The 22,389-nt window shown below is 70.0% G+C and carries 18 protein-coding genes; 12 read left to right on the forward strand and 6 right to left on the reverse strand.

Translation table 11 applies throughout. The features are described 5' to 3' along the window. Positions 1 to 73: 73 nt before the first annotated feature. Positions 74 to 2,806, forward strand: coding sequence for a magnesium-translocating P-type ATPase (gene mgtA / locus NA3_RS30470; protein WP_084491999.1), 2,733 nt, complete (start codon positions 74 to 76; stop codon positions 2,804 to 2,806). Between the two features lie 33 nt (positions 2,807 to 2,839). Here mgtA and NA3_RS30475 read toward each other — a convergent pair whose 3' ends face one another. Then, on the reverse strand, positions 2,840 to 3,724 hold the full coding sequence (locus NA3_RS30475; RefSeq protein WP_062967534.1) for a universal stress protein: 885 nt from the start codon (positions 3,722 to 3,724) through the stop codon (positions 2,840 to 2,842). 165 nt (positions 3,725 to 3,889) lie between these two features. On the opposite strand from NA3_RS30475, the gene NA3_RS30480 reads away from it, so the two are divergent. Further along, entirely contained in the window at positions 3,890 to 4,816 is a 927-nt protein-coding gene (locus tag NA3_RS30480) for a DUF302 domain-containing protein (RefSeq protein WP_062967536.1), read from the forward strand. A 187-nt stretch (positions 4,817 to 5,003) separates the two neighbouring features. On the opposite strand, the gene NA3_RS30485 is transcribed toward NA3_RS30480, so the two are convergent. From NA3_RS30485 to NA3_RS30495, 3 genes are all read right to left on the reverse strand, one after another. Further along, the gene (locus NA3_RS30485) at positions 5,004 to 6,113 is read right to left on the reverse strand and encodes a baeRF11 domain-containing protein (protein ID WP_062967538.1); all 1,110 of its coding nucleotides are present in this window, start codon (positions 6,111 to 6,113) and stop codon (positions 5,004 to 5,006) included. 171 nt (positions 6,114 to 6,284) lie between these two features. Beyond that, positions 6,285 to 7,670 carry a serine hydrolase domain-containing protein gene (locus NA3_RS30490; RefSeq protein WP_063917823.1) on the reverse strand — a complete coding sequence of 462 codons (1,386 nt, stop codon included), beginning with the start codon at positions 7,668 to 7,670 and terminating at the stop codon, positions 6,285 to 6,287. A 45-nt stretch (positions 7,671 to 7,715) separates the two neighbouring features. Continuing rightward, positions 7,716 to 9,038, reverse strand: a complete 1,323-nt coding sequence (locus NA3_RS30495) for an MFS transporter (RefSeq protein WP_372464225.1) — start codon at positions 9,036 to 9,038, stop codon at positions 7,716 to 7,718. A gap of 92 nt (positions 9,039 to 9,130) precedes the next feature. Between NA3_RS30495 and NA3_RS30500 the strand changes: the two genes are divergently transcribed. From NA3_RS30500 to NA3_RS30530, 7 genes are all read left to right on the forward strand, one after another. Beyond that, positions 9,131 to 10,126, forward strand: coding sequence for a GlxA family transcriptional regulator (locus tag NA3_RS30500; RefSeq protein WP_227995162.1), 996 nt, complete (start codon positions 9,131 to 9,133; stop codon positions 10,124 to 10,126). 159 nt (positions 10,127 to 10,285) lie between these two features. Further along, complete coding sequence (locus NA3_RS36385) at positions 10,286 to 10,477, forward strand: (2Fe-2S)-binding protein (RefSeq protein WP_084492001.1); 192 nt, start codon at positions 10,286 to 10,288, stop codon at positions 10,475 to 10,477. Positions 10,478 to 10,535: 58 nt separating this feature from the next. Then, positions 10,536 to 11,018 carry a bacterioferritin gene (gene bfr, locus NA3_RS30510; RefSeq protein ID WP_062967543.1) on the forward strand — a complete coding sequence of 161 codons (483 nt, stop codon included), beginning with the start codon at positions 10,536 to 10,538 and terminating at the stop codon, positions 11,016 to 11,018. Positions 11,019 to 11,231: 213 nt separating this feature from the next. Beyond that, positions 11,232 to 12,035 (forward strand): inositol monophosphatase family protein, encoded by an 804-nt coding sequence (locus NA3_RS30515; protein ID WP_062967661.1) that lies wholly within the window; start codon positions 11,232 to 11,234, stop codon positions 12,033 to 12,035. Positions 12,036 to 12,152: 117 nt separating this feature from the next. Further along, the gene (locus NA3_RS30520; protein ID WP_062967544.1) at positions 12,153 to 12,854 is read left to right on the forward strand and encodes a response regulator; all 702 of its coding nucleotides are present in this window, start codon (positions 12,153 to 12,155) and stop codon (positions 12,852 to 12,854) included. A gap of 50 nt (positions 12,855 to 12,904) precedes the next feature. Beyond that, entirely contained in the window at positions 12,905 to 13,927 is a 1,023-nt protein-coding gene (locus tag NA3_RS30525; protein ID WP_218021923.1) for a HAMP domain-containing sensor histidine kinase, read from the forward strand. A 73-nt stretch (positions 13,928 to 14,000) separates the two neighbouring features. Next, positions 14,001 to 15,851: a DUF4153 domain-containing protein gene (locus NA3_RS30530; protein WP_227995160.1), complete on the forward strand. Its 1,851-nt coding sequence runs from the start codon at positions 14,001 to 14,003 to the stop codon at positions 15,849 to 15,851. A 75-nt stretch (positions 15,852 to 15,926) separates the two neighbouring features. Here the strand turns inward: NA3_RS30530 and NA3_RS30535 are convergent, their stop codons facing one another. After that, positions 15,927 to 16,646 (reverse strand): 3'(2'),5'-bisphosphate nucleotidase CysQ, encoded by a 720-nt coding sequence (locus tag NA3_RS30535; protein WP_062967545.1) that lies wholly within the window; start codon positions 16,644 to 16,646, stop codon positions 15,927 to 15,929. 322 nt (positions 16,647 to 16,968) lie between these two features. Between NA3_RS30535 and NA3_RS30540 the strand changes: the two genes are divergently transcribed. Then, positions 16,969 to 17,601, forward strand: a complete 633-nt coding sequence (locus NA3_RS30540; RefSeq protein WP_062967547.1) for a hemerythrin domain-containing protein — start codon at positions 16,969 to 16,971, stop codon at positions 17,599 to 17,601. Between the two features lie 38 nt (positions 17,602 to 17,639). Here the strand turns inward: NA3_RS30540 and NA3_RS30545 are convergent, their stop codons facing one another. After that, positions 17,640 to 17,876 carry a hypothetical protein gene (locus NA3_RS30545; protein ID WP_128145303.1) on the reverse strand — a complete coding sequence of 79 codons (237 nt, stop codon included), beginning with the start codon at positions 17,874 to 17,876 and terminating at the stop codon, positions 17,640 to 17,642. A gap of 234 nt (positions 17,877 to 18,110) precedes the next feature. Between NA3_RS30545 and NA3_RS30550 the strand changes: the two genes are divergently transcribed. Together NA3_RS30550 and NA3_RS30555 are read left to right on the forward strand one after the other, a co-directional pair. Beyond that, positions 18,111 to 21,383: an arabinosyltransferase domain-containing protein gene (locus tag NA3_RS30550; RefSeq protein ID WP_062967551.1), complete on the forward strand. Its 3,273-nt coding sequence runs from the start codon at positions 18,111 to 18,113 to the stop codon at positions 21,381 to 21,383. Between the two features lie 105 nt (positions 21,384 to 21,488). After that, positions 21,489 to 22,271, forward strand: a complete 783-nt coding sequence (locus NA3_RS30555) for a Mut7-C RNAse domain-containing protein (RefSeq protein ID WP_062967553.1) — start codon at positions 21,489 to 21,491, stop codon at positions 22,269 to 22,271. The last annotated feature ends 118 nt before the right edge of the window (positions 22,272 to 22,389 follow it).

Genomic DNA, 22,389 nt, shown 5'->3' on the forward strand with positions numbered 1-22,389 from the left:
GGTGACCGCCGGAGCGGTCCGGCAGTGTCTTTGGTCCCTGGCGCATCCCGGGGGCTCGCACAACCATCGAGGTATGAACCGTGCCGCCGTGCGAGCGGTCGTCCCGACGGCCACGTCCCGGACCGACGCCGCCCCCTCGATCGGCCCGCTGCCGGCGACAACGGCCGCCGCCTCGACGCCGGACCAGGTGCTGGCCGCGGTGACCACCACCGACACCGGCCTGACGAGCACCGAGGCCGCGCGCCGACGCCACCTGCTCGGCCCCAATGCTGTTCGCACGCATCGTGCTCGGCTGCTCGCCGTGGTCGCGCGGCAGTTGCGTTCGCCGCTGCTGTTGCTGCTCGGGGTCGCGGCGGTGGTGTCGTTCTTCGTCGGTGAACGTTCCGACGCGGTCGTCATCGGGATCATTCTGCTGGTATCGGTCGGGCTGGGGGCGGTGAACGAGTTTCGCGCCGAACGCGCCGCCGACGCGCTGCACGAACGAATCCGACACGGCACCACGGTGATTCGCGACGGCCGGTCGGCATCGATCGACGTGGTCGATCTCGTACCCGGCGATGTGGTGGAGATCCGGGCCGGGCAGCTGGTCCCGGCGGATGTGCGGCTGCTGTCGGCGACCGCGCTGCAGTGCGACGAATCGGTGCTGACCGGCGAATCGGACAGTGTCGAGAAATCCGTCGACCCGGTGCCGCCGCATTCGGCGGTCGCGGAGTTGTCGTGCTGCGCGCTGATGGGCACGGTCGTCGCCGCGGGGCACGGGCGTGGGGTCGTCGTCGCCACCGCAGGTGCGACGGAGTTCGGGCGGATCGCCCTCGGCCTGGGAAAACGACAGCCCGACACCGAATTTCAGATCGGGCTGCGACAGTTCTCGATGCTGCTGGTGTGGGTGGCCGCCGCCCTCACCACCGGCATCTTCGCCGTCAACCTCGTCCTGCACCGCCCGATCCTCGATGCCCTGTTGTTCTCGCTGGCGATCGCCGTCGGTATCTCACCCCAACTGCTGCCCGCGGTGGTATCCACCAGCCTCGCCGCCGGATCACGGCAACTCGCGCGATGCAAGGTACTGGTCAAGCGCATGGTGTGCATCGAGGATCTCGGCGATATCGAGGTGCTGTTCACCGACAAGACCGGCACCCTCACCGAGGGGCGCATCGAGTATCTGCGCGCGCTGGCGGCCGACGGCTCTCCCGGCGACGAGCCGGTGGTCTATGGCCTGGCCTGTACCGACGCGGTCGTCCACGACGGACGACAGGCCGGCGCCGATGCGCTCGACTCCGCACTGTGGGCGGCGCGCGTGGCCGAACACGCCGGCGCAGAGGGTTTCGTCCGCCGCGCGGTCCTGCCCTTCGACCACAACCGCCGTATGGTGTCGGTCCTCGCCGGCGCCCCGGACGGCACCACCATGATCATTGCCAAGGGCGCACCGGAGGCCGTGCTCGCGCGCTGCCGCGACGTTCCGCAGACCGCTCGCACCGCGCTCGACGCCGAGTTCGCGGCCGGCCACCGCATCGTCGCCGTCGCGACCCGCACGGCGGTCCACACCGACCGCCTCACCGCCGACGACGAGCGCGACCTCATCCTGCGCGGATTCCTCGTCTTCCTCGATCCCCCGAAAGCCGATGCGCGCGAAGCGTTGCGGCGTCTGGCCGGTCTGGGCATCACCGTGAAGGTGGTCACCGGCGACAATCCCGCGGTCGCGGTCCGGGTGTGCACCGACCTCGGCCTGGACCCCGGCCGGCCGCTCACCGGCGCGGACCTCGATCGCCTCGACGACGGCTCCTTGAGCGATCTATTGCCCGCCACAACGATTTTCGCCCGGGTCGACCCCGAACAGAAGGCGCGGATCGTCCGCCTGCAGCGGCATGCCGGCCGCGATGTCGCATTCCTCGGCGACGGAGTCAACGACGCGCTCGCCCTGCACCTCGCCGACGTCGGCGTCTCCGTCGACTCGGCGACCGATATCGCCAAGGACGCCGCGGATATCGTGCTGCTGGAAAAGGATCTGCAAGTGCTCGCCGACGGAGTGATGGCCGGACGCCGGATCTTCGCCAACACCATGAAATACGTGCTGATGGGCACGTCCAGCAATTTCGGCAATATGTTCAGCGCGGCCGGCGCCTCGGCGTTCCTGCCGTTCCTGCCGATGCTGCCGGGACAGATCCTGCTCAACAATCTGCTGTACGACACCAGCCAGCTCGCCATCCCGACCGACACCGTCGACCCGGAACAACTCGCTCGGCCGGCCCGCTGGGACATCGGCCTCATCCGGCGCTTCATGCTCGTCTTCGGCCCGATCAGTTCGCTGTTCGACTTCGCGACCTTCGCGCTGATGCTCGGTGTGTTCCATGCCGGTGCGGAGCTGTTCCACACCGGCTGGTTCGTCGAATCGCTGTGCACGCAGACGCTGGTGCTGTTCGTGATTCGCACGCGCCGCAGTCCCAGCTACCGCAGCCGGCCGAGTCTTCCGCTGCTCCTGGCGGTGCTCGCCGCGGTCGGTGTGGGTGTGGTTCTGCCGTATACGCCGGTGGCGCCCGATCTCGGCTTCACCCCTCTGCCCGCCGCGTTCTTCGGCGCGCTGAGCGCGACGGTGCTGGTCTATCTGGTTCTCGCCGAGGCCGCCAAGCGGTGGTTCTTCCGCACTCAGGCATCGGCGCCGGACCACCCGCCGCGTACCGGTCGCCGGGTCCAGCGGCGAGCCTCGCGCTTCAGCATCCGGGGTGCGCGCACGCCGATCGGCGCGATACCGCCTCGGACGGACCGCTCGAACCGGCGTCACCGGATTCGAATGCTGCTGTCGCACAACTGATTCAATGGACCGGAAGTGCGTCGCCCGGTCGATCTACTCCGGCTCCACGTGCTCGGGCACCACGAGCGTCGGGCAGTGGGCGCGATGCAGCACCGTCGCGCGTGTGGACCGCACCGCGGTTCCCACCAGGCCGCTCCAGCGATGCCGGCCCACCACGAGCAGTTGCGCGTCGCGTGCTCGTTCCAGCAGGACCTGCGCGGGCCCGCCGAACATCACCTCGGTCTCGAGCGGGACCTCCGGATACTTCCGGTGCCACGGATCCACCTGCCGGTTCAGCGCCCGCGTCTCGTCCGCGCGGAACTGCTGGAGTTCTCCGTCCAGGACGAATCCCCCGACCTCGTCGTCGCAGCAGCGGACGGCTTGCAGGCCGACGCCGCGCAGCGCCGCCTCCTCGAACGCACAGCCGACCGCGGTGCCCTGCTCGTCGACGCCGACCACCACCGGCCGCGCGTCCTCGCCGACGGTGAACAGGCTTTCCCGGTGCACGACCGCGACCGGGCACCGAGCCTGCCGCGTCACCGCCGAACTGACCGAACCCAGCAGCGCGCGCCGGACCGCGCCGCGGCCGTGGCTGCCCACCACGATCATCGGCGTGCGCGACGAGCGCTCCACGAGCGTGTCGATCACCGGATCCGCGGTCAGTTCGGTCGTGACCTCCACGCCGTCGGCCACATGCCGGGCCATGGCCGCGGCCTCCGACAGCACACCTTCACCGTTCCAGTACAACCATTCCCGGCCGCCGACGATCTCCATCGCGCTGAGCCCGGTCCGCGGCGCCGAGGCCGACGAGAGCAGGATCCGCAATCCCCAGTGGCGCACCGCCGCTTCGGCCGCCGCCCACCGCACCGCCTGCAGCGCCGTACCGGAGCCGTCGACCGCCGCGACGATCGCCGGCTCGGTCCCGTTGTCACTGCTCATCGCCGCCTCCTGCCGCCGGACCTGTTCCGATCGTCCGGCCGCGGTGTCCGTCGATCTAGGGCCGAAAGTCGCCACCGCGGGCCGAGTTCGTCCGCGGGACGCGACCTGGGCGAAATCGGCGCGGATGTCCCGGCAGGACAGGCCCTTGGTCCCTCGCGGATCCGCGTGGGCGCGGGCATTGTCGAGGCAGACACCGAGAAAGAGGACGCCATGGACTACCGGGTGGATGTGTGCGAAGTGCCGCCACAGGCCCTGTTGCGACTACCTCGCGCGATCCGGGCGGATCGGCCCGGTGAGGACATCACCGCGGGTATGCGCGAATTGTTCGCGACCGTCGCCCGATCCGGCCTCACCGCCAGCGGTCCGACCGCGATCACCTACACCGACACCGACGGATCGTCGATCGTGACGAGCGTCGACTTTCGCGTGCCGGTGGAGCCCGCCGCCGAATTGAGCCTCGCCTCGGGTGCGGAAGTGCTCGTCACACCCGGCACGACGGTGGCCCGCGCCTGCCACCACGGCGGCTACCGCGATCTCGGCGCCGTCTACCGCAGCCTGGCCGAATGGGTGGATCGCAACGCCTATCGGATCACCGGCCCCCCGACCGAGGTCTATCTCGTCGGTCCCGACGAGGTGAGCGACCCGCGTCAACTCGTCACCGAGATCCGGCTGCCCGTGGCCCCCGCGCCGACGATCGTCACCCGGGTGCTCTCCGACTTCGACACCGCACTGGCTCGGACCCGGAACACGTTGCGGGCCAATGGCTTCACCATCCTCGCCGAGGTGGACCTGAACACGGCGCGGTACGACGGCCGCACCCGCCGCCCCGCCCACCACACCATCCTGGAGGTCTGCCGCCGCAACCTGCTCGCGGCCGAACTCGCCGGCGACGACCGGGCCGACATGCTCGTGCCGCATCCGGTGGTCGTGCGGGAACGCCACGAAACCGTCGTCGTCGAGGCCCTCGACCCGACGATCTGGGCCCGCGCACTCGGCGACGAGGAACTTCTCGCCCTCGCCGCCGACAGCCGCCGCCACCTGATCACCGCCATCGACGACCTCGCCACGACGGCGACCGCGGCCGACGGCTAGGCCGGCCCGACGCGGTGGCGAGTCCCCGCCGGGTGCGGGCTCCGTCGGCGACGCACTGCATCGGCAGCCGATGCCTGACGCGAAAGATGTTGCCGGACACGTGATTCCGGACCGCGGGCATATCGTCGCGCTGGACGCCCCGACGCACTGCTGGACCTGGTCACGCCGTTCCTGGCGTGACGTCCGGTCACATCGAATAGCGCAGGATGGCGGCGGCCGATGCCTCGTCCGGGATATCGGCCTTGCGCACCGCGAGCACCTGCGCGCCGGAAAGCAGTGCGCGGCGGGCGATCTCGTCGAGGATCCCCGGGATCTCGGTCTCGGAAGCGGGTCCGAATTCGATCGCGCCGGTGTCCGGGGCGACCGTGCCGGGCACGGCGGTGTCGATATCGACCAGCAGTGTCTGCACGATGCCGAAAGTTGCCGCGCGGGCGATGTCGGCGAGGTCGGCGGTGGCCCGGGCCTCGCTGCGGCGCTTGTCGAACAGCTGACGCAGATCGGCGAGTTGCGCCGCGTAGTGGCCGTCGAGGATGTGGCGGGCCCGGTCGGCCAGGTCCTGGTCCGACAGGTGTTCCGGGTTACCGGGAATTCCGTCGTCGAGCAGTTCCGCGTAGCTGGCGACCGAGCGATAGATCGCGTCGATCGGCTCGGGCGCGGCCAGGATGAGCGGGGTGTCGCGCCCGGAGAGGATGTCACGCAAAGCGCGGTCGACACCACGCGCGTACTGGCGGACCAGTACCTTCTTTCCTTCGCTGCCGGTCAGCCGCCGCTTCGGCGAACGATCGCCGATCGAGGCCTTCCGCGCGAAATCCGCGGCGTTGGCGGGCATATCGGGAACCCGGACGTCCTCCGCCGGCCGGTCCGGGGTCACCTCGACCAGCCGCACCGACCCCTCGGCCAGCGCCAGCACGAACGCGGCCTGCGGGAAGGTGACGGCTCGCAGCAGCGGCTTGAGCAGGAACCGGTCCGAGACCGTGACCGCCGCGCCCAGCCGGTTCGGGATCCGGAAGGTCCACATGCGCTGCGGGGATACGTGCACGACCAGGGTGTGCGACTGGAAGCGCCAGAAATCCTCGTCCTCGGCCAGATCATCGAGTTGTTCGGCGATGGCCTCGCGGCTGTCGGCATCGGTGACGAGGTCGACCGCCTCCCGGACCTGGTTGCCGAACGCGATCCGGTTCGCCTCCGGATTCGCGGTGGCGGCTTCGGTCGGCAGATAGATCGACACCGACCAGGGGCCGGTCCATTCGGCGAGGGTTTCGATCTCGCGGCGAGTCGGGATGTCGGTGTGCAGCACTTCGATCCTCCTTCGTTGCCCCGAACTGTGCGACGGGATGCGCGGGCCGGGCCGGATATCGGCCGTATCGTTAGCCAACTCGTAACCACATCGACGCTACTGGACATCCGCGCAGGCCGGTACGCATCCGATCATCGGATGCCGAAACGTTGCTGCATTCGTTCCAGCGACTCACCGACCGGATGCGGGCCTAGGGGACGGCGAGAGCGGGGCCGGCATGCCCGGAGATGTGGCGGCCGTGGTCGGGGGGACCGAGCGGGTCGTGGCGGAGGCCGCGGAGGTGGTCGTCGCGGCACCCGTTCCGTAGAGGTGCTCGATGATGCGCTTGGCGATCTCACTGGCCGCCGCGCTGCCGTCGGCGGTGGGTTCCAGGTTCGCCCACACCACCACGGTCACCTTGTGCGCCGGATCGGATCCTGCGAAGGTGTTGAAGCCGGGCAGTTCCCCCGTATGTCCGTACAGCGCACCGAATTTCGCGATGGCGAGACCGTATTGCGGCGCCTGCGGCGGGTTGGCCGGATCGGTCGCCTGCAGGCTGCTCATGCGCCGGCCCTGCATCTCGGCGTCGAGGACCTTGCCGTCGGTGAGCGCCTCGGCCCAGGTGGCCAGATCCCCGACCGTGGAGACTCCGGCACCCGCGGCCCAGGCCCACGAGGGGTTGTCGGCGGTCCGGTCACCGGGCAGCAGCCGGCCCGCCTTGGCCTCGGCCTGCATCTCCGGCGGCAGCGCCGGTGGGGATCCCATGGTCACGACGTTGGTGCCGTACATGTAACCCTGCGGATGCGGGTCGGGTACGGCCGCGGAGGTGCGCGCGGGGAACGTGCTCTGGGTCAGCCCGAGCGGGCCGAACAGCCGATCCCGCATGATCTGCTCGAGCGGTTTGCCGTCCAGCTGTTCGGCGATCAACCCGAGCAGGATCGTGTTGGTATTCGAATAGTGATAGCCCTGTCCCGGAGGGAAATACGGCGGGTGCGCGTAGGCCATGGCGAGTAGTTCGTCGGGCTGCCACACCCGGCCCGGGTCGGCGTCCATGGCCTCGGCGAGCTCCCGGGTCTCGCTGTAGTTGTAGAGGCCGCTGCGCATATCGAGCAGCTGGGCGATGGTGATCGTCGCGCCGCCGGGCACATCGGTCCGGTACTTCGACACCGGATCGTCGAGGCCCAGTTTGTGTTCCTGCGCCTGTTGCAGGATCACCGTGCCGGTCCAGGTCTTGGTGACCGATCCGATGCGCACGTGGTCGGCCGCGGTGACCGCCGGGCCACCGCCGAAGGTGCGGGTGCCGTAGGAGGTGCCGACCTCGCCGGCGGCGGTGCGGACGAATGCCACGACTCCGGGCACCGACGCCGGACGCGCCACCGACTCGACCATGCCGCGCAGCGTCGGCTCGTCGATCGATTGGACGGCCGGCGCCGTCGAGGTGGTCGCCGCGGCGGAGGAGGTGCTCGCGGGTGCGGGTTTCGACGACGATCCGCACCCACAGGCGACGAACAGAACTGCGACGCCGGTCAACGCCCCGGCGATCAGCCGGGGCCGGATCGGCACGGAAACCACGGGCACTGCACGACCTCCCTCATCGGGAACGGTGGAGCCGGGATTGAAACTCTACTGCGCCAGCGCCTCTCGCGGACGCGGTTGGCGAATGCTCAGCGACATCACCGCGGCCACCGCGCACAGACCTCCGGCGATGAACCAGGCCAGCTGGTAGCTGCCCTGCACGTCCCGGATGACGCCGGCACCGGACGCGGCGATCGCGGCGCCGATCTGATGTGAGGCGAACACCCAGCCGAAGGCGATCGGGCCGTCGGCGCCGAAGTGTTCGCGGCACAGCGCGACCGTCGGCGGCACCGTCGCGATCCAGTCCAGGCCGTAGAAGATGACGAACACCCACATGCTCGGCCGCACATCGGGAGCGAACAGCATCGGCAGAATCAGCAGCGACAGGCCGCGCAGCGCGTAGTACATCGTCAGCAGGTACCGCGAGCCGATGCGGTCGGTGAGCCAGCCCGAGGCGATGGTTCCCGCGACGTCGAAGATGCCGACGGTGGCCAGCAGTCCGGCCGCGGTGGTGGGCGGCATGCCGTGATCGTGTGCCGCACTGACGAAATGGGTCCCGATCAATCCGTTGGTGGAGGCGCCGCAGATCGCGAAACCGCCTGCCAGCAGCCAGAATACGGGCTGGCGAACGATCGCGGCCAGGACGGTCAGCGCGCGCGCCGCCCCGCCGGACGCCGCGGTGCGCAGGCCCGCGTCGCTGCCGGGGCCGGCACCGTAGGCGGTGCGCCCGATATCGCTGGGGAAGTCGCGGATGAACAGCACCACCAGCGGCACCACCGCCAGGGCGGTCACGGCGACGACCAGCGCCGGGGCCCGCCAGCCGTGATCGCGGGCCAGCATCGAGACGAGGGGCAGGAACACCAGCTGTCCGGTGGCCCCGGCCGCGGTGAGCACGCCGGTGACCAGGCCGCGGTGGCGGACGAACCAGCGTCCGGTGATGGTGGCGACGAACGGCATCGACATCGATCCCACCCCGACGCCGACCAGCAGCCCCCACGTCGCCATCAACTGCCACGGCTGGGTCATGAAGACCGTGAGCCCGCTGCCCGCGGCGACGAGGAGCAGCGCGCCCGCCACCACCAGCCGAATGCCGAACCGGTCCATCAGCGCGGCCGCGAACGGCGAAATCGCCCCGTACAGCAGCATATTCACCGATACCGCGGCGCCGATGGTGCCGTGCGACCAGCCGAATTCCTCGTGCAGCGGATCCATCAGCACGCTGGGCACAGACCGGAACGCGGCCGCGCCCAGCAGCGCGACGAAGCCGACGGCGGCGACGATCCACGCCGGATGCGGCCGACGCGCGAATCGCGGCGCGGTCGGCTCCGGCGGTGGCGAGGGAATGTGGTCGGTGAGGCGAATTTCGGTCACCGAGTGAGCGTGCCGAATCTCGCGGTCGCCGACGAGTGGCCTGAATGCCATAATGCGTAAAGATTCAGCCATACCTGCCCGAGGAGACTACCGTGCCCGACCCGCATCTGGTGGCAGTACTGGCCCTGGCGCCCATCGTCGGCTTCGATATGGCGATTCCGCCGACCGTCCTGGGCGCGGCCACCGCCGACGACGGCACCTCGCTCTACGACGTGCGGATCTGCGGGCTCGACCGCTCCCCCATCCCGTCCACCAACGGCTACGCCGTCACGCCCGAGTACGGCGCTGACCTGCTGGCCCGCGCCGACACCGTGATCGTGCCGGGAACGACCATGCCGGGCCCGCGCCGCGACGGTGTCCTGCCGGCCGCGGTGACGGCCGCGCTGGCGTCGATCCGGCCCGATGCCCGCATCGTCTCGATCTGCACCGGCGCGTTCGTGCTGGGCGCGGCGGGCATCCTCGACGGCCGCCGCGCCACCACCCACTGGAAGTACGCGGCGGACTTTCGCGCCCTGTTTCCCGCCGTGCTGCTCGATGAGGATCTGCTGTTCGTCGAGGACGGAAATGTCTGCACCGCAGCGGGTCTGGCGGCCGGGGTGGATCTGTGCCTGCATCTGGTGCGTTCCGACCACGGCAGCGCGGCCGCGAACCGGGCCGCCCGCCACTGCGTCGTGCCGCCCTGGCGTGAAGGCGGGCAGTCCCAGTTCATCGAACAGCAGGTCCCCGATCCGGGTGCGGAAAGCACCGCCGCGACCCGCGAGTGGGCACTCGCGCGACTCGGCGACGATCTGGATCTCACCACTCTGGCCGCGCACGCCCGGATGAGCGTGCGCACGTTCACCCGCCGCTTCAAGGCCGAGACCGGCATGGCGCCCGGCGCCTGGGTCCTGCACCAGCGGATGCGTCATGCGCGCCATCTCCTGGAAACCACGGCGCTCACCGTGGACGAGGTCGCGCGGGCGGCCGGTATGGGCACCGCCGCCTCGCTGCGCCACCACCTGCGCACCCAGCTGGGCGTCGCGCCGATCGCCTATCGCAAGACCTTCCGGCAGCCGGGAACGCGACGAGATCAGCCGGTCGCGCGGTGAGCTCTGCCCCCGGCGCGAAGCGGGTCCGCGACGCCCGCGCGGGCCCATTGACAACCCCCGCTACCCGGGTGCTACCTTAGGCAAGGGTTACCTGCTTAGGCGAGGCTTACCTCCCGACGCGCCCTCACCGTTGTCGTACAGAGCAATCCGAGGCCGACCGTGTACATCTGCATTTGCAATGCCGTCTCCGAAGCAGACGTGCACACCTGCGTCGCCGCCGGCGCGTGTTCGACCAGGCAAGTCAAGAAAGCCTGCGGCTGGAAGCCGGGGTGCGGCTTGTGCACCTCCCGATTGGCCGAGGCGATAGGCCGGGCGCGCACCGACGCCCCGGCCGAGTCGACTGCCGCCTGATACCGACACGCGCCCCGCTCATTCCCCTGGCCTGTGATCTGTGCCACGATCACACGTCATGGAAGGCGACAAGGAAATCATCGCGCTGCTCAACGAGCAGTTGACGGCGGAACTCACGGCGATCAACCAGTACTTCCTGCACGCCAAGATGCAGGAGAACTGGGGCTACCCCAAGCTGGCCAAGCACACGCGCCACGAATCGTTCGATGAGATGAAGCACGCCGAAGTTCTCACCGATCGGATCCTGTTCCTCGAGGGCCTGCCGAACTACCAGAAGCTCAACCCCCTGCGGATCGGCCAGACCGTCCCGGAACAGCTGCGGGCCGACCTGCAGATCGAGATGGAAGCCGTGACCCGGCTGCGCGGCGGTATCGAGCTGATGCGCTCGCGCGGCGACGTCACCTCCGCCCGCCTCTTCGAGGCGATCCTCGAGGACGAGGAAAGTCACGTCGACTACCTCGAAACCGAGCTCGAACTGCTGAGCACGCTGGGCGAACAGCTCTATCTGCAGCGCTACACCGATACGCCCGAGGGGGACTGACACCGTCTCCATCACCTCACTCGTGCGGGGGTAGCGTCCTCGACGGATTGCTCGGCAGCGCAGCCGATCTCACGCGCGAAGCGGGCGCCCGGATCCGCACTCGTGCCACCGCATCGCGGAAAACCGCGCATGCGACGAGGTTCGCATACCTGGTTCGGTATCAGCTGTCCCGAGGCGGTGGCAGTGTTCACCGGCCGCGGATAGTTTGCAGTGGTGCACGACCACCTCGACGACGATCTCCGTTTCGCCCATGTCCTCGCCGATTCCGCCGACGCGGTGAATATGGACCGGTTCAAGGGCCTCGACCTCGCGGTCCGGTCGAGACCGGATATGGCCTCGGTGAGCGACGCCGAGAATGCGGTGGAGAAACTCGTCCGTTCCCAACTGCGCCGGTCCCGCCCACGCGATGCGGTCCTGGGCGCCGGTGACGGACTGGAAGGCGGCGGTCCGCGCTGCTGGGTGGTCGACGCCATCACCGGGCTCGACAACTATGTGCGCGGAGTCCCGGTGTGGGCCACGCAGATCTGCCTGCTGGAGGTCTCCGAGGGCGGATATCGTCCCCTCGTCGGCGTCGTCTCCGCGCCGGCACTCGCCCGCCGCTGGTGGGCCGCGAAGGACCACGGCGCCTTCACCGGCCGCAGCCTGACCTCGGCGTCGCGCCTGCGAGTCTCCGGCGTCGACACCCTGACCGACGCCTCGTTCGCCTACTCCACCGTCACCGCCTGGGAAGACGACGGCCGCCTGAACAACCTCCTCAGCCTGTCGCGCGACGTGTGGCGCACCCGTGCCTACGGCGAATTCTGGTCCTACATGATGCTCGCCGAGGGAGCGATCGACATCTGCGCCGATCCCCGCCTGTCCCCCGGCGATATGGCGGCCAACGCGATCATCGTCACCGAGGCCGGCGGCACCTTCACCGCCTTCGACGGCACCCCCGGCCCGGTCAGCGGGAATGCCGCGGCGTCGAACGGGTTGCTGCACAACGAGTTACTGACCTACGTGGCCCGGCGCGACTGACGCTCCCACATGTCGCGAGGCGGCGACGTCGCGCGCGCGGCGAGTTCGCCCCGGCCACACAGAATCTCCACAACTGATACCGGTTCTCTCCACACGAGATCGCTAGGCTCCCCGAGCATGGAACAGAACCCACCGGTGGAGGCCACGACGGCGCGGCGGATCCTGGTCGTGGACGACGAGTCCACGATCGCGGAATCGGTTGCGGCGCGGCTGCGGGCCGAAGGGTTCACGGTCACCACGGCCCCGGACGGTCCGGCGGCGGTGGCGGCCGCGAAGACGTTCGAGCCGGACCTGGTGGTCCTCGACGTCATGCTGCCCGGCTACGACGGGCTGGAGGTGTGCCGGCGGATCCAGGCCGAGCGCTCGATACCGGTACTGATGCTCACCGCGCGGACCGACGAGACCGACCAGCTGATCGGACTCGGCGTGGGCGCGGACGATTACCTGACCAAACCGTTCTCGCTACGGGTGCTCACCGCGCGGGTGCGTGCGCTGCTGCGCCGGGTCGAGCGCGCGGGTGATCAGCACGGCGCGATCACCGTGGTCGGCGATCTGCGCATCGACAGCGATCAGCGCAGGGTCTGGCGCGGCGGTGTGGAAGCTCAGCTCACGCCGCTGGAATTCGATCTGCTGGTCCGGCTGGCCCGGCGGCCCCGCGCGGTGCTGGCCAGGGAGCGGCTCCTCGAAGAGGTCTGGGACTGGGCGGACGCGGCCGGCACCCGTGCCGTCGACAGCCACATCAAGGCGCTGCGACGCAAACTCGGCGCCGACCTGATCCGCACCGTTCACGGCGTCGGCTATGCCTTGGAGACCCGATGAGCGCGCCGGCCGGACTCGACGACCGTACCGATGCCCGGGCTTCGCGCCTGCTGAAGCAGGTGTCGGATCGACTCCCGCGGCCGTTGGATCGCCTCCGATCCATCAAACTCAAACTGGCCGTGCTGATGACCTTTTCGGGCGGGCTCGCCTTCGCCTGGTTCAGCCACCGGATCGGCTGGCTGCCACCGATGACCACCCTGACCGCGGTGCTCATCGCCCTGGTGTCGTCCCAATTCCTGGCGCACGGCATCACCGCGCCGCTACGGGAGATGACCGCCGCGGCGCGGCGAATGGCACACGGGGACTACACGAGCCGGGTGCGCGCGTCCTCCCGCGACGAGGTGGGGCAGCTGGCCGACGCGTTCAATCGGATGGCGACCGACCTCGCCGCCGCCGACCGGCAGCGCCGCGAACTGATCGCCAATGTCTCGCACGAGTTGCGCACACCGATCACCGCGTTGCACGCCGTGCTGGAGAACCTCGTGGACGGCGTGTCCGAGCCCGATCCGAAAACACTGGAAACCGCGCTCGCGCAGACCGAACGGCTCGGCCGGCTCGTCTCCGAGCTCCTCGATCTGTCCAGTATCGAGGCGGGAGCGATCCCGCTCGACCGCGAAGAATTCGCTGTCGCACCGATTTTCGGGACGGTGACCGCCGAGGCGGAGGTCATGACCGCGGCCCTCGGCCGCGGTGTCCGCTTCCGCAGCGAGGTCTCGCAAGCCACCGCCACCGTGTACGCCGACCGCGCCCGCCTGCACCAGGTGTTGCTGAATCTGCTGGACAACGCCGCGCGACACGGTCCCGCGGGTGGCGAAGTCCGCCTGCTCGCGCACATCACGGGCGGCGATCTCGTCATCGATGTGGAGGACGACGGGCCCGGAATACCACCCGCACAACGCGAGCGCATCTTCGACCGCTTCACCCGCGGCGGCGGCACCGACGGCGGCGGCACCGGACTCGGACTCGCCATCGCCCGCTGGGTGGTCGACCTGCACCACGGTTCCATCGCGGTCGCCGAACCCGGCTCACGGATCCGCGTGATACTTCCGGCCACCGCGCCCCACCACCACTGACACCCGAATTCCGCAGCCCGGCAGACCAATTCGGTCCCGGGCCGGTAACGCACACCCTCAGGAGGGAACAGCCGTGCCCGAAGAACCCACCCCCGACCGCACGCGGACACCGGAACCGGTGGACCCCGCCGACCACGATCGTCCGGCACGCTCCGGCGCGTCCGCGGAACCGGAGCGACACGAAACCTTGCCGGACCCGGACGGCACCATGGGGCCGGACGCTCCGGAGATTTCGGATGATCAGGCGAAACCTGCACAGGCATCTCCGCCGGCGGTCGCCGCGAAACCGGCTGCGCCGGAACCCGGTTCATTCGCCGGCACACCGGTCCCGGCCGGGCACAGCGATCCACCGGTGTGGTCGCGGAATGCCGGTACCGCCGTCGCGATAGCCGACCCACCACACCGGGGCTCGGCGGACGATCAGCTCACCGTGGACAGCGGCGCCCGGCCACCCGGGCGCGCTCCCGGACCGGAGCAGTGGGCACCGGGCCATCCCGGGTCTGCGCCACCCGTTCCGCCGCGCCGGCGACGGGTCCCCTACCCGGCCGGTGTGCTGCCCGCCGCGGGGGTCGCCGGTCTGGTCGCGGCGGCCACCGTGTCCGTGGACCGGCCCGGAATCGGCTGGCTGCTCGCGGGTTCCGCCACCGCGGTCGCGGTCGGCACCGTCCATCGTCGCGCCGCGAACCGGTCGGAAACACCCCCTGAACGCCGGATCCGCCCCGGCCGCTGGTGGGCGGCCGCCGCACTCGCATTGCTCGCGGTGGGCACCTTCCGGGCCGCGGGGTGGCTGTTCGTGCTCTGCCTGATCGCGGCGGCCGTGTGCGGGTCGCTCGCAGTGGTCGGGCGGCCGTCGGCGCGCGGAGTGCTCCACGACACGATCGCGGTCCCGCTGGCCTCCGCCGGCGCCCTCGCCTGGGTGTACGCGGCGCAGGCCAGGCAGCGGGGCAGCACCGGAGCCCGGCACTGGCGGCTCGGCGCGTCCGTGGTTGCCACGGTGGTGATCCTGGCGGTGTTCGTGCCGCTGCTCGCCGGCGCCGACGCCACCTTCGCCGCCATCGTCACCGGGCTGGTACCGCGCATGGACGCCGCCGCCACCACTCGATGCATCGTGCTGTTCCTGCTCGCCGGTACGGCAACCCTGGGCGCGCTGTACCTGCTCGCCGCTCCCCTGGCTCCTGCCGACGCACAGAGCCGCCCCGCGAACCGCACACTGGCACGCCTGGAGTGGGCTCTGCCGGTCGGAGCGCTGACGGTGTTGTTCGCGTCGTTCCTGGGCGCACAACTGGTGGCCCTGTTCGGTGGCGACGACTATGTGCAGCGCACCGCCGGTCTGACCTACGCCGCCTACGCGCGCAGCGGATTCTGGCAACTGGCCGCGGTCACCCTGCTCACTCTCGCCGTCATCCTGCCCGTCCTGCGCTGGGCCACCAGGGATTCGGCGACCGACCGCCTCTGGCTGCGCGGCCTGCTCTGCACGATCAGCGGGCTCACCCTGGTGATCATCGCCTCCGCGTTCGGCCGCATGTGGACCTATCAGCAGGCATACGGATTCACCGTGCTGCGTCTGCTGGTCGGAACCTGTGAACTCTGGCTCGGTGTCGTCTACCTGCTGGTGATCGTCGCGGTCCTGCGCCTGGACACGGCGTGGTTGCCGCGCACCACCATCGCGACCGCGGTGGCCGCGTTGCTGGTGCTCGCCGCACTGAATCCGGAGGCCCTGGTCGCCTCGGAGAACATCGACCGCTGGCAGCGCGGGGAAGAACTCGACGTCGACTATCTGTCCGGGCTGTCGGCCGATATCGTCCCGGTTCTCGACCGCCTCCCCGCACCGATCCGCCTCGACCTACGGCAGCGGCTCACGCACGGGCCGGACGACGAGACCTGGAACAGCTGGAATCTGGCTCGGATGCGCGCCGGCGAGTGACGTCGCGCACCGCGGGAGTCACGGCAGCTCCGGCCCCGGCGGACCGTCCGCGACGCCGGGCCCGGAGGCCGTTGCTCAAACCCCGAAGTCGGCCAGGGCTTTCAGGACTTCGTCCGCCAGCTCGGGCCGGCAGATGAGCAGATCGGGCAAGTAGGGATCGGGCTGGTTGTAGATCAGCGGGGAACCGTCCAGGCGTGAGGTGTGCAGGCCCGCGGCGGCGGCCACCGCGACGGGTGCGCAGGAGTCCCATTCGTATTGGCCGCCGGAGTGGGCGTAGATGTCGGCATCGCCGCGCACGACCGCCATGGCTTTGGCGCCGGCCGACCCCATCGGGATCGTCTCGGCGCCGAGCGCGGCGGTGAGGTGGTGCACGCAGGCGGGCGGGCGGCTGCGAGAGACGACGATGCGCGGCGGGCCGTCCTGGGCGGACGGGAGTACCGGCGGCGCACCGGTTTCCAGCACCAACCCTGGCACCGGCAGCGCGACGGCACCGATCTCGGCGCGACCGTCCACCGCCAGCGCGACGTGCACGGCCCAATCCGCCCGCGGGGGCTGCCCGTATTCGCGCGTGCCGTCGAGCGGGTCGACGATCCACACCCGGCTGCGGGACAGGCGAATCGGGTCGTCGGTGCTCTCCTCCGACAGGACGGCGTCGTCGGGCCGCAACTCCGCGAGCCGCTTCAACAGCAGGTCGTTGGACCGCCGGTCCCCGACCGCACCGCCCTGGTCACGAATCTCGAGCAGGAGCTCGCCGGCTTCCCGGGCGAGCTCGGCGGCCACCGCGTGGTCGTCCATATTCGGTTCTCACTCTCCCGCCGGACGGCGAACCGACGCCGACCGGGCGCACTTCCGCGCCGGCGTTCGGCCGGCGCTCGCATCGCCCCGCGGTGTTCGGCGGGACCCTTGCAGTGTGCCAGCCGGTGCGGCCGCGGGCGCGTGCCCCCTGTCGCTGCGGGCCGATCAGTGGGCCGACACCGATTCGCGGCACCGGCTACTCACGCGGCGCGCGGGGACAACCCGATCAACGGAATCAGCCGGGCCGTGCGCTTCTGATAGTCCGCGTACCCCGGATAGGCCCGCACCACCCGCGGCCACCGCCCGCCCCGACACCTTCGACATGCTCGTCGTGCACAACGCCTTTCGCACGCACTTCCGCGCACTGCCCGGCCTCGTCGCCCGGGTCGATGCGGGCGACGCCGGGCGCGCCAGGCAGCTCGCGGCATTCCTCGACGAGGTGTGCACCGGACTGCACGACCATCACGCCGGCGAGGACGAGCTGATGTGGCCGCTGCTGCTCGAACGCGCCCCGATGCATGCCGGCTCGATACTGCGCATGGAGGAACAGCACGAGCGCATCGCCGAGCTGGTCCGGCGCGCACGCCGCGAGGCGGAGGAATTCGGCACGGCTGCCGCCCCTTCGGTGCGCGACCGGCTCGCCGAAACGTTGCGCGCACTCGCCGCCGCTCTCGACGAGCACCTGGCCGAGGAGGAGCGTGAGGCCCTGCCGGTGGTCGAGAAGGTCATGACCGTCGAGGAGTGGCGGGCTCTCGGCGAACGCGGCCGCGCGCACATGCCCGCAAACCGCCGGCTGATCTTTCTCGGCTTCCTGATGCAGACGGCGTCGGAATCCCAGCGCCGCAAGCTCCTCCCGGAGATACCGGCGGCGGCACGCCTGGCCTGGCGGTTGCTCGGGCGCCGCGGCTTCGCCCGGGAGTATCGCGCGATCTACCACACCGACCCGGAGTGGTGAGCGGCGCTCACCACCGGCCGGCACCGGCGCGGTCTCGTTCAGCGCCGGCGCACCGCCTCGTTCCGCGACGACCAGGAGCGGCCTCCGACCGACAAGTCGCCCGGGGAACGGCAGGTGCGCACGCGCGCGGCATACCGACCGGCGAGATCGGTGCGCACGGCAACCGGACGTCGGTCTCGCCCCGTGGGCCGGCGAATCTCGGCACAGGTTCCGTATGCCGCCAGCACGGCGGTGGTCACCGTGGCCGCGACGACGATCATCAGATACAGCACCACGGCGTCTCCTCCCGTCCGAGAGCGTGCGTTCGCGCGACCGATCTCGCGCGACTCCGCGAATGCGCAGGCCGCCGAAGCCGCGCGCACCACCTCGTTGATCGGATCTCCGCGGCGAATAGTTACGCGAGTTAAGTAACCGCGCCGTCGGGCGGCGCAGCCGCCGATCCTGAGCGCAGACTGAGAACAAGAGACGAAATCGCGGATAACAGAAGCGTCACGCTAGCATCGGCGACCGTGGTCGACACGATGGTGAGGGCGGACGGTGCGCCTACTGCAGGCGCGACACCCAGGACCTCGGGGAGACAGCGCGGCGACTGGGCCGGACCGATCGCGTTCCTCGCCGGGCTGCTGGGCGCGTTGTGTGCTATCGCGGTGCCGCTGCTACCGGTGAAGGTGGACCACACCACCCTGTCGTGGCCGCAGGCCGATTCGGCCCGCAGTGTCGCCGCACCACTGGTCACCTACGCCCCGCTGACCTTCGATGCCACCATCCCCGGCCGGTCGATGGCGCAACTGAGCGCGCACGGCGGTGTGCTGGCTTCGACGCTGCCCGCCGGTGCGCCGCAACTGGAGAAGTACGGCTTCGTCGCACGGGTGCGACCGGTACAGGACGGCAGACCCGCGCAACTCGAGGTCGTGTTGCGCAATCAATCGCTGCTGAACGCGCCGATCGACGCGGTCGCCGACGGCACCTTGACCGTGCACGCCGATATGACCTCGACCAAGGTCGGTGTCACCGGAACCGATATCGAAGGCGCCACCCTGCCGCCGGGAGACTGGCGGCCCCAGGTGGCCGGCATCTTCAGCGATCTGCCCAAGGCGGACGGCGCCAAGGTCGTGGCGCAGGTCGACAGCCGGTTCTCGGTGACGCCGACCGTCCTCAAACGCGCGGCCGAAGTACTCGCCGTCGTCTTCACACTGGTCGCGCTGCTGGCGCTGTACCGGCTGGATCGCGCCGACGGCCGGCGTTTCCGGCGGGCGCTGCCGCAGCGGTGGCAGAGGTTCACCGGTGCCGACGTCGTCGTCTTCGCCACGCTGCTGCTGTGGCATTTCATCGGAGCCACCACCTCCGACGACGGCTACCAGTTCGGGATGGCCCGCACCTCGCTGGTGTCCGGATATATGGCCAACTACTTCCGCTTCTTCGGCGTCCCGGAGAACCCGGTCGGCACGCCGCCCTACGACATCATCGCGCACATGTCGGAGATCAGCGTCGCGAGCCCGTGGATGCGATTGCCGACGCTGCTGGCGGCCGTGGTCACCTGGCTGGCGCTGAGCCGGGAGGTGATCCCGCGGCTCGGTGTGGCCGTGCGCCACGACAAGGTGGCGGTGTGGACCGGCGCGCTGGCATTCCTGGCGGTGTGGCTGCCCTACAACAACGGGCTGCGGCCCGAGCCGGTGGTCGCGGTGTGCGTGCTGCTCACCTGGTGCTTCGTGGAACGCGCCATCGCGACGCACAGGTTGCTGCCGTACGCCCTGGCGATCCTGATCGCGGCCTTCAGCTTCACCGCCGCGCCCTCGGGCATCATCTGTCTGGCGCCGCTGCTGGCGGGACTGCGTTCGGCCGTGGCATTCGGTGTCCCGCGTGCACGCGAACTCGCCGGTGCGCGGGCCGGCACCCCAGTGCCGGCCCGTGCGTGGATCCGGGCGTACGGGGCGCTGCTGGCACCGCTGGCCGCGGCCGGAATGCTGGTGCTGGCCTTCGCCTTCGCCGTCGAACCGCTCTCGGCCATGTTCGAGATGCAGCGCGTGCACAACCTCGTCGGCCCCTCGGACCCCTGGTACAACGACTACCTGAACTACCAGTGGCTGTTCATGCCCTCGGCCGACGGCTCCATCGCCCGCCGCTTCGGCATGGTCGCGATGTGGCTGAGCCTGCTGGTCTGCGTCTTCGTCCTGCTGCGCAAGGGCGGCCGCATTCCGTTCACCGCACCCGGACCGGCCCGGCGGCTGCTCGGTGTGACATTCGGGGCCATGGTGCTGATGGCGACGTGCCCGACGAAATTCACCCACCACAACGGTGTGTACGCCGGCCTTGCCGGATCGGTGGCGGTCCTCACCGCGGTCGCGGTGGGGCCCCGGGTGATGCGCTCGCCGCGCAATCGCGCCCTGTTCGCGGCGGTGGTGTCGCTGGCGATGGCGCAGATCTTCACCAGCGTCAACCAGTGGTGGTGGGTATCGAGTTTCGGTGTCCCGTGGTGGAACGAGCCACCCTCGGTGCTCGGCATCGGGTTCAGCCGGATATTCCTGATCATCGCCGCACTGTGCCTGCTGCTGGCGATCTGGTGGCATGTGCGGGCGCCCGAACCCGGCACCCCGCACCGGGTTTCCCCGCGCGCCTGGCGCCTGGCGAAGTTCCCGCCGCTGATGGCGGCCGCGGCGATCCTGGTGGTGTTCGAGGTGTTCTCGTTCACCGCGGGCGCGGTGGCGCAATACCCGGGATTCTCGCTGGCATCCTCGAATATCCATGCGGTGGTGGGTAATCCGTGCGGGCTGGCGAACAAGGTCCTGGTCGAAACGGACCCCAACGCCTCGATGATGCAGCCGCTGGTCGGCGACCAATTCTCCACCTTCACCAACGGTGCGCGCGGATTCGTGCCGAACGGCGTCGGTGACGTGATGTCCCCCGACGAGCAGGAGGAGACCAGCAGCATCGCCAAATCCTTCGGCAACAAACCCGGCACCGGCGAGTCGGCCACCCAGACCGGCGGCGCCCCACTGCCTTACGGCCTCGACGCGGCGACCACCCCGGAACTCGGCACCTACGGCGAGGAGCAGCCCGCCGATCTCGTCACCGGCTGGTACCGCCTGCCCGCCCAGCACGACCGCAGCGACATCATCTCGATCGCCGCGGCGGGGCGCATCCAGGCAGTCGGTCCGAACAACGGGTATGTCGGCGGCGAACCGGTGGAAATCGAATACGGCAGCACCGACTCCGAGACGAGCGCACACGCACTCGGACGGGTGACCCCGATCGACATCGGCCCGGCGCCGTCGTGGCGGAACCTGCGCGTTCCCCTGGACCGAATTCCCGCCGCGGCCAACGTGATCCGCATCGTGGCCAAGGATCACAACCTCGATCCGCAGCGCTGGGTGGCGCTGACTCCCCCGCGCATCCCGAAGACGCACACGTTGAACGACCTGGTCGGCTCGAAGCAACCGGTACTCCTGGACTGGGCCGTGGGCCTGCAGTTCCCGTGCCAGCGCCCCTTCGACCACAAGGACGGCATCGCCCAGGTACCGGGCTGGCGCATTCTGCCCAACCGCTTGGGCGCCGCCGACACCACGATGTGGGAAAGCCACGCCGGCGGTGGCCCCCTGGGCTGGAGTCAGCAACTGCTGCGCTCACAGACCCTGGCCACCTACCTCGCCTACGACTGGGACCAGGATTGGGGCGAACTGCAACGCCTCAGCCCGATCGACCCCTCGGCGGTCCCGGCGACTCCGACGGTCACCCAGGAGACCCACAGCGGTATGTGGTCGCCCGGGCACATCTACACCTGGTAACGGCGTCGGCGCGGCGCGGGTGCGATCGGATTCCTCGGCGTCTCGCACCGCCGTGGGCCCGGCAGCACAGCACGACGTGTCCCGGAGCAGGACGACAATGGTCTCGTGACCCCAAGTGTCGAACTGCGGGTGTATGCCGAGCTGAACGACTTCGTGCCCCCGGGCGCACGCTACGCCACCCAGCGGCGGCCGATCCGTCCACATCAGACGGTGAAAGACATCGTCGAGGCCGCGGGCATCCCGCATACCGAGGTCGACCTCCTGCTGGTGAACGGTGAATCCGTCGACTTCGGTCACCACCCGCGGCCGGGCGATCGGCTCGCCGCCTATCCGGTCTTCGAGACCCTCGACATCGGACCGTCGACGCGGGTCCGTCCCCGCCCGCTGCGCGATCCGCGCTTCATCGTGGACGTCAATCTCGGTGGACTGGCCCGGCTCATGCGGTTGACGGGCCTCGACGCCCGAAGCCCATCGGACCCCGACGATGCCGCGTTGGCCACCGCCGCCGCGGCCGAACACCGGATCATCCTCACCCGCGACCGCGGACTCCTGAAGCGACGCAACGTCACCCACGGAGTCTTCGTGCGCGCGAACCGGCCCTTCGATCAGCTCGTCGAGGTGATCCGCCGCCTCGACCTGGCCGATCGGCTGCAGCCGTTCAGCCGCTGCCTGCCCTGCGGGGGCCTGCTGACCGACGTGGCCGAACAGGACGTCATCGACGAGCTCGAACCACTCACCCGCAAGTACTACGACTCCTTCAGACAATGCCGGGATTGCCACCGGATCTACTGGGAGGGTTCGCACCAGCGGCGGCTCGACGAGCTCGTCACCAGGATCCGGGCCGCGATCGGACCGGACCGAGAGGTGCACCATCCCACCCGGGAGTAGATCGCGAGCCGGTTCCCGCACCGCAACGGCGACAGGCTTCCACCGGCACCGGCGCAGCCGGTGCCCGGCACATGTGGCGGGCTAGATGCAGAAGCTGACGCTTGCCGATCCGACCGGA

Origin of the sequence: Nocardia africana NBRC 100379, assembly GCF_001612635.1 — a bacterium.
GTDB classification, from domain to species: Bacteria; Actinomycetota; Actinomycetes; order Mycobacteriales; family Mycobacteriaceae; genus Nocardia; species Nocardia africana.

What these genes read in the sequence shown, in the direction of transcription:
- mgtA (WP_084491999.1), top strand. Translation starts at nt 74, where the DNA reads ATGAACCGTGCCGCCGTGCGAGCGGTCGTCCCGACGGCCACGTCCCGG.
- NA3_RS30535 (WP_062967545.1), bottom strand. Translation starts at nt 16,646, where the DNA reads ATGGACGACCACGCGGTGGCCGCCGAGCTCGCCCGGGAAGCCGGCGAG.
- NA3_RS30475 (WP_062967534.1), bottom strand. Translation starts at nt 3,724, where the DNA reads ATGAGCAGTGACAACGGGACCGAGCCGGCGATCGTCGCGGCGGTCGAC.
- NA3_RS30520 (WP_062967544.1), top strand. Translation starts at nt 12,153, where the DNA reads ATGGAACAGAACCCACCGGTGGAGGCCACGACGGCGCGGCGGATCCTG.
- NA3_RS30540 (WP_062967547.1), top strand. Translation starts at nt 16,969, where the DNA reads ATGCTCGTCGTGCACAACGCCTTTCGCACGCACTTCCGCGCACTGCCC.
- bfr (WP_062967543.1), top strand. Translation starts at nt 10,536, where the DNA reads ATGGAAGGCGACAAGGAAATCATCGCGCTGCTCAACGAGCAGTTGACG.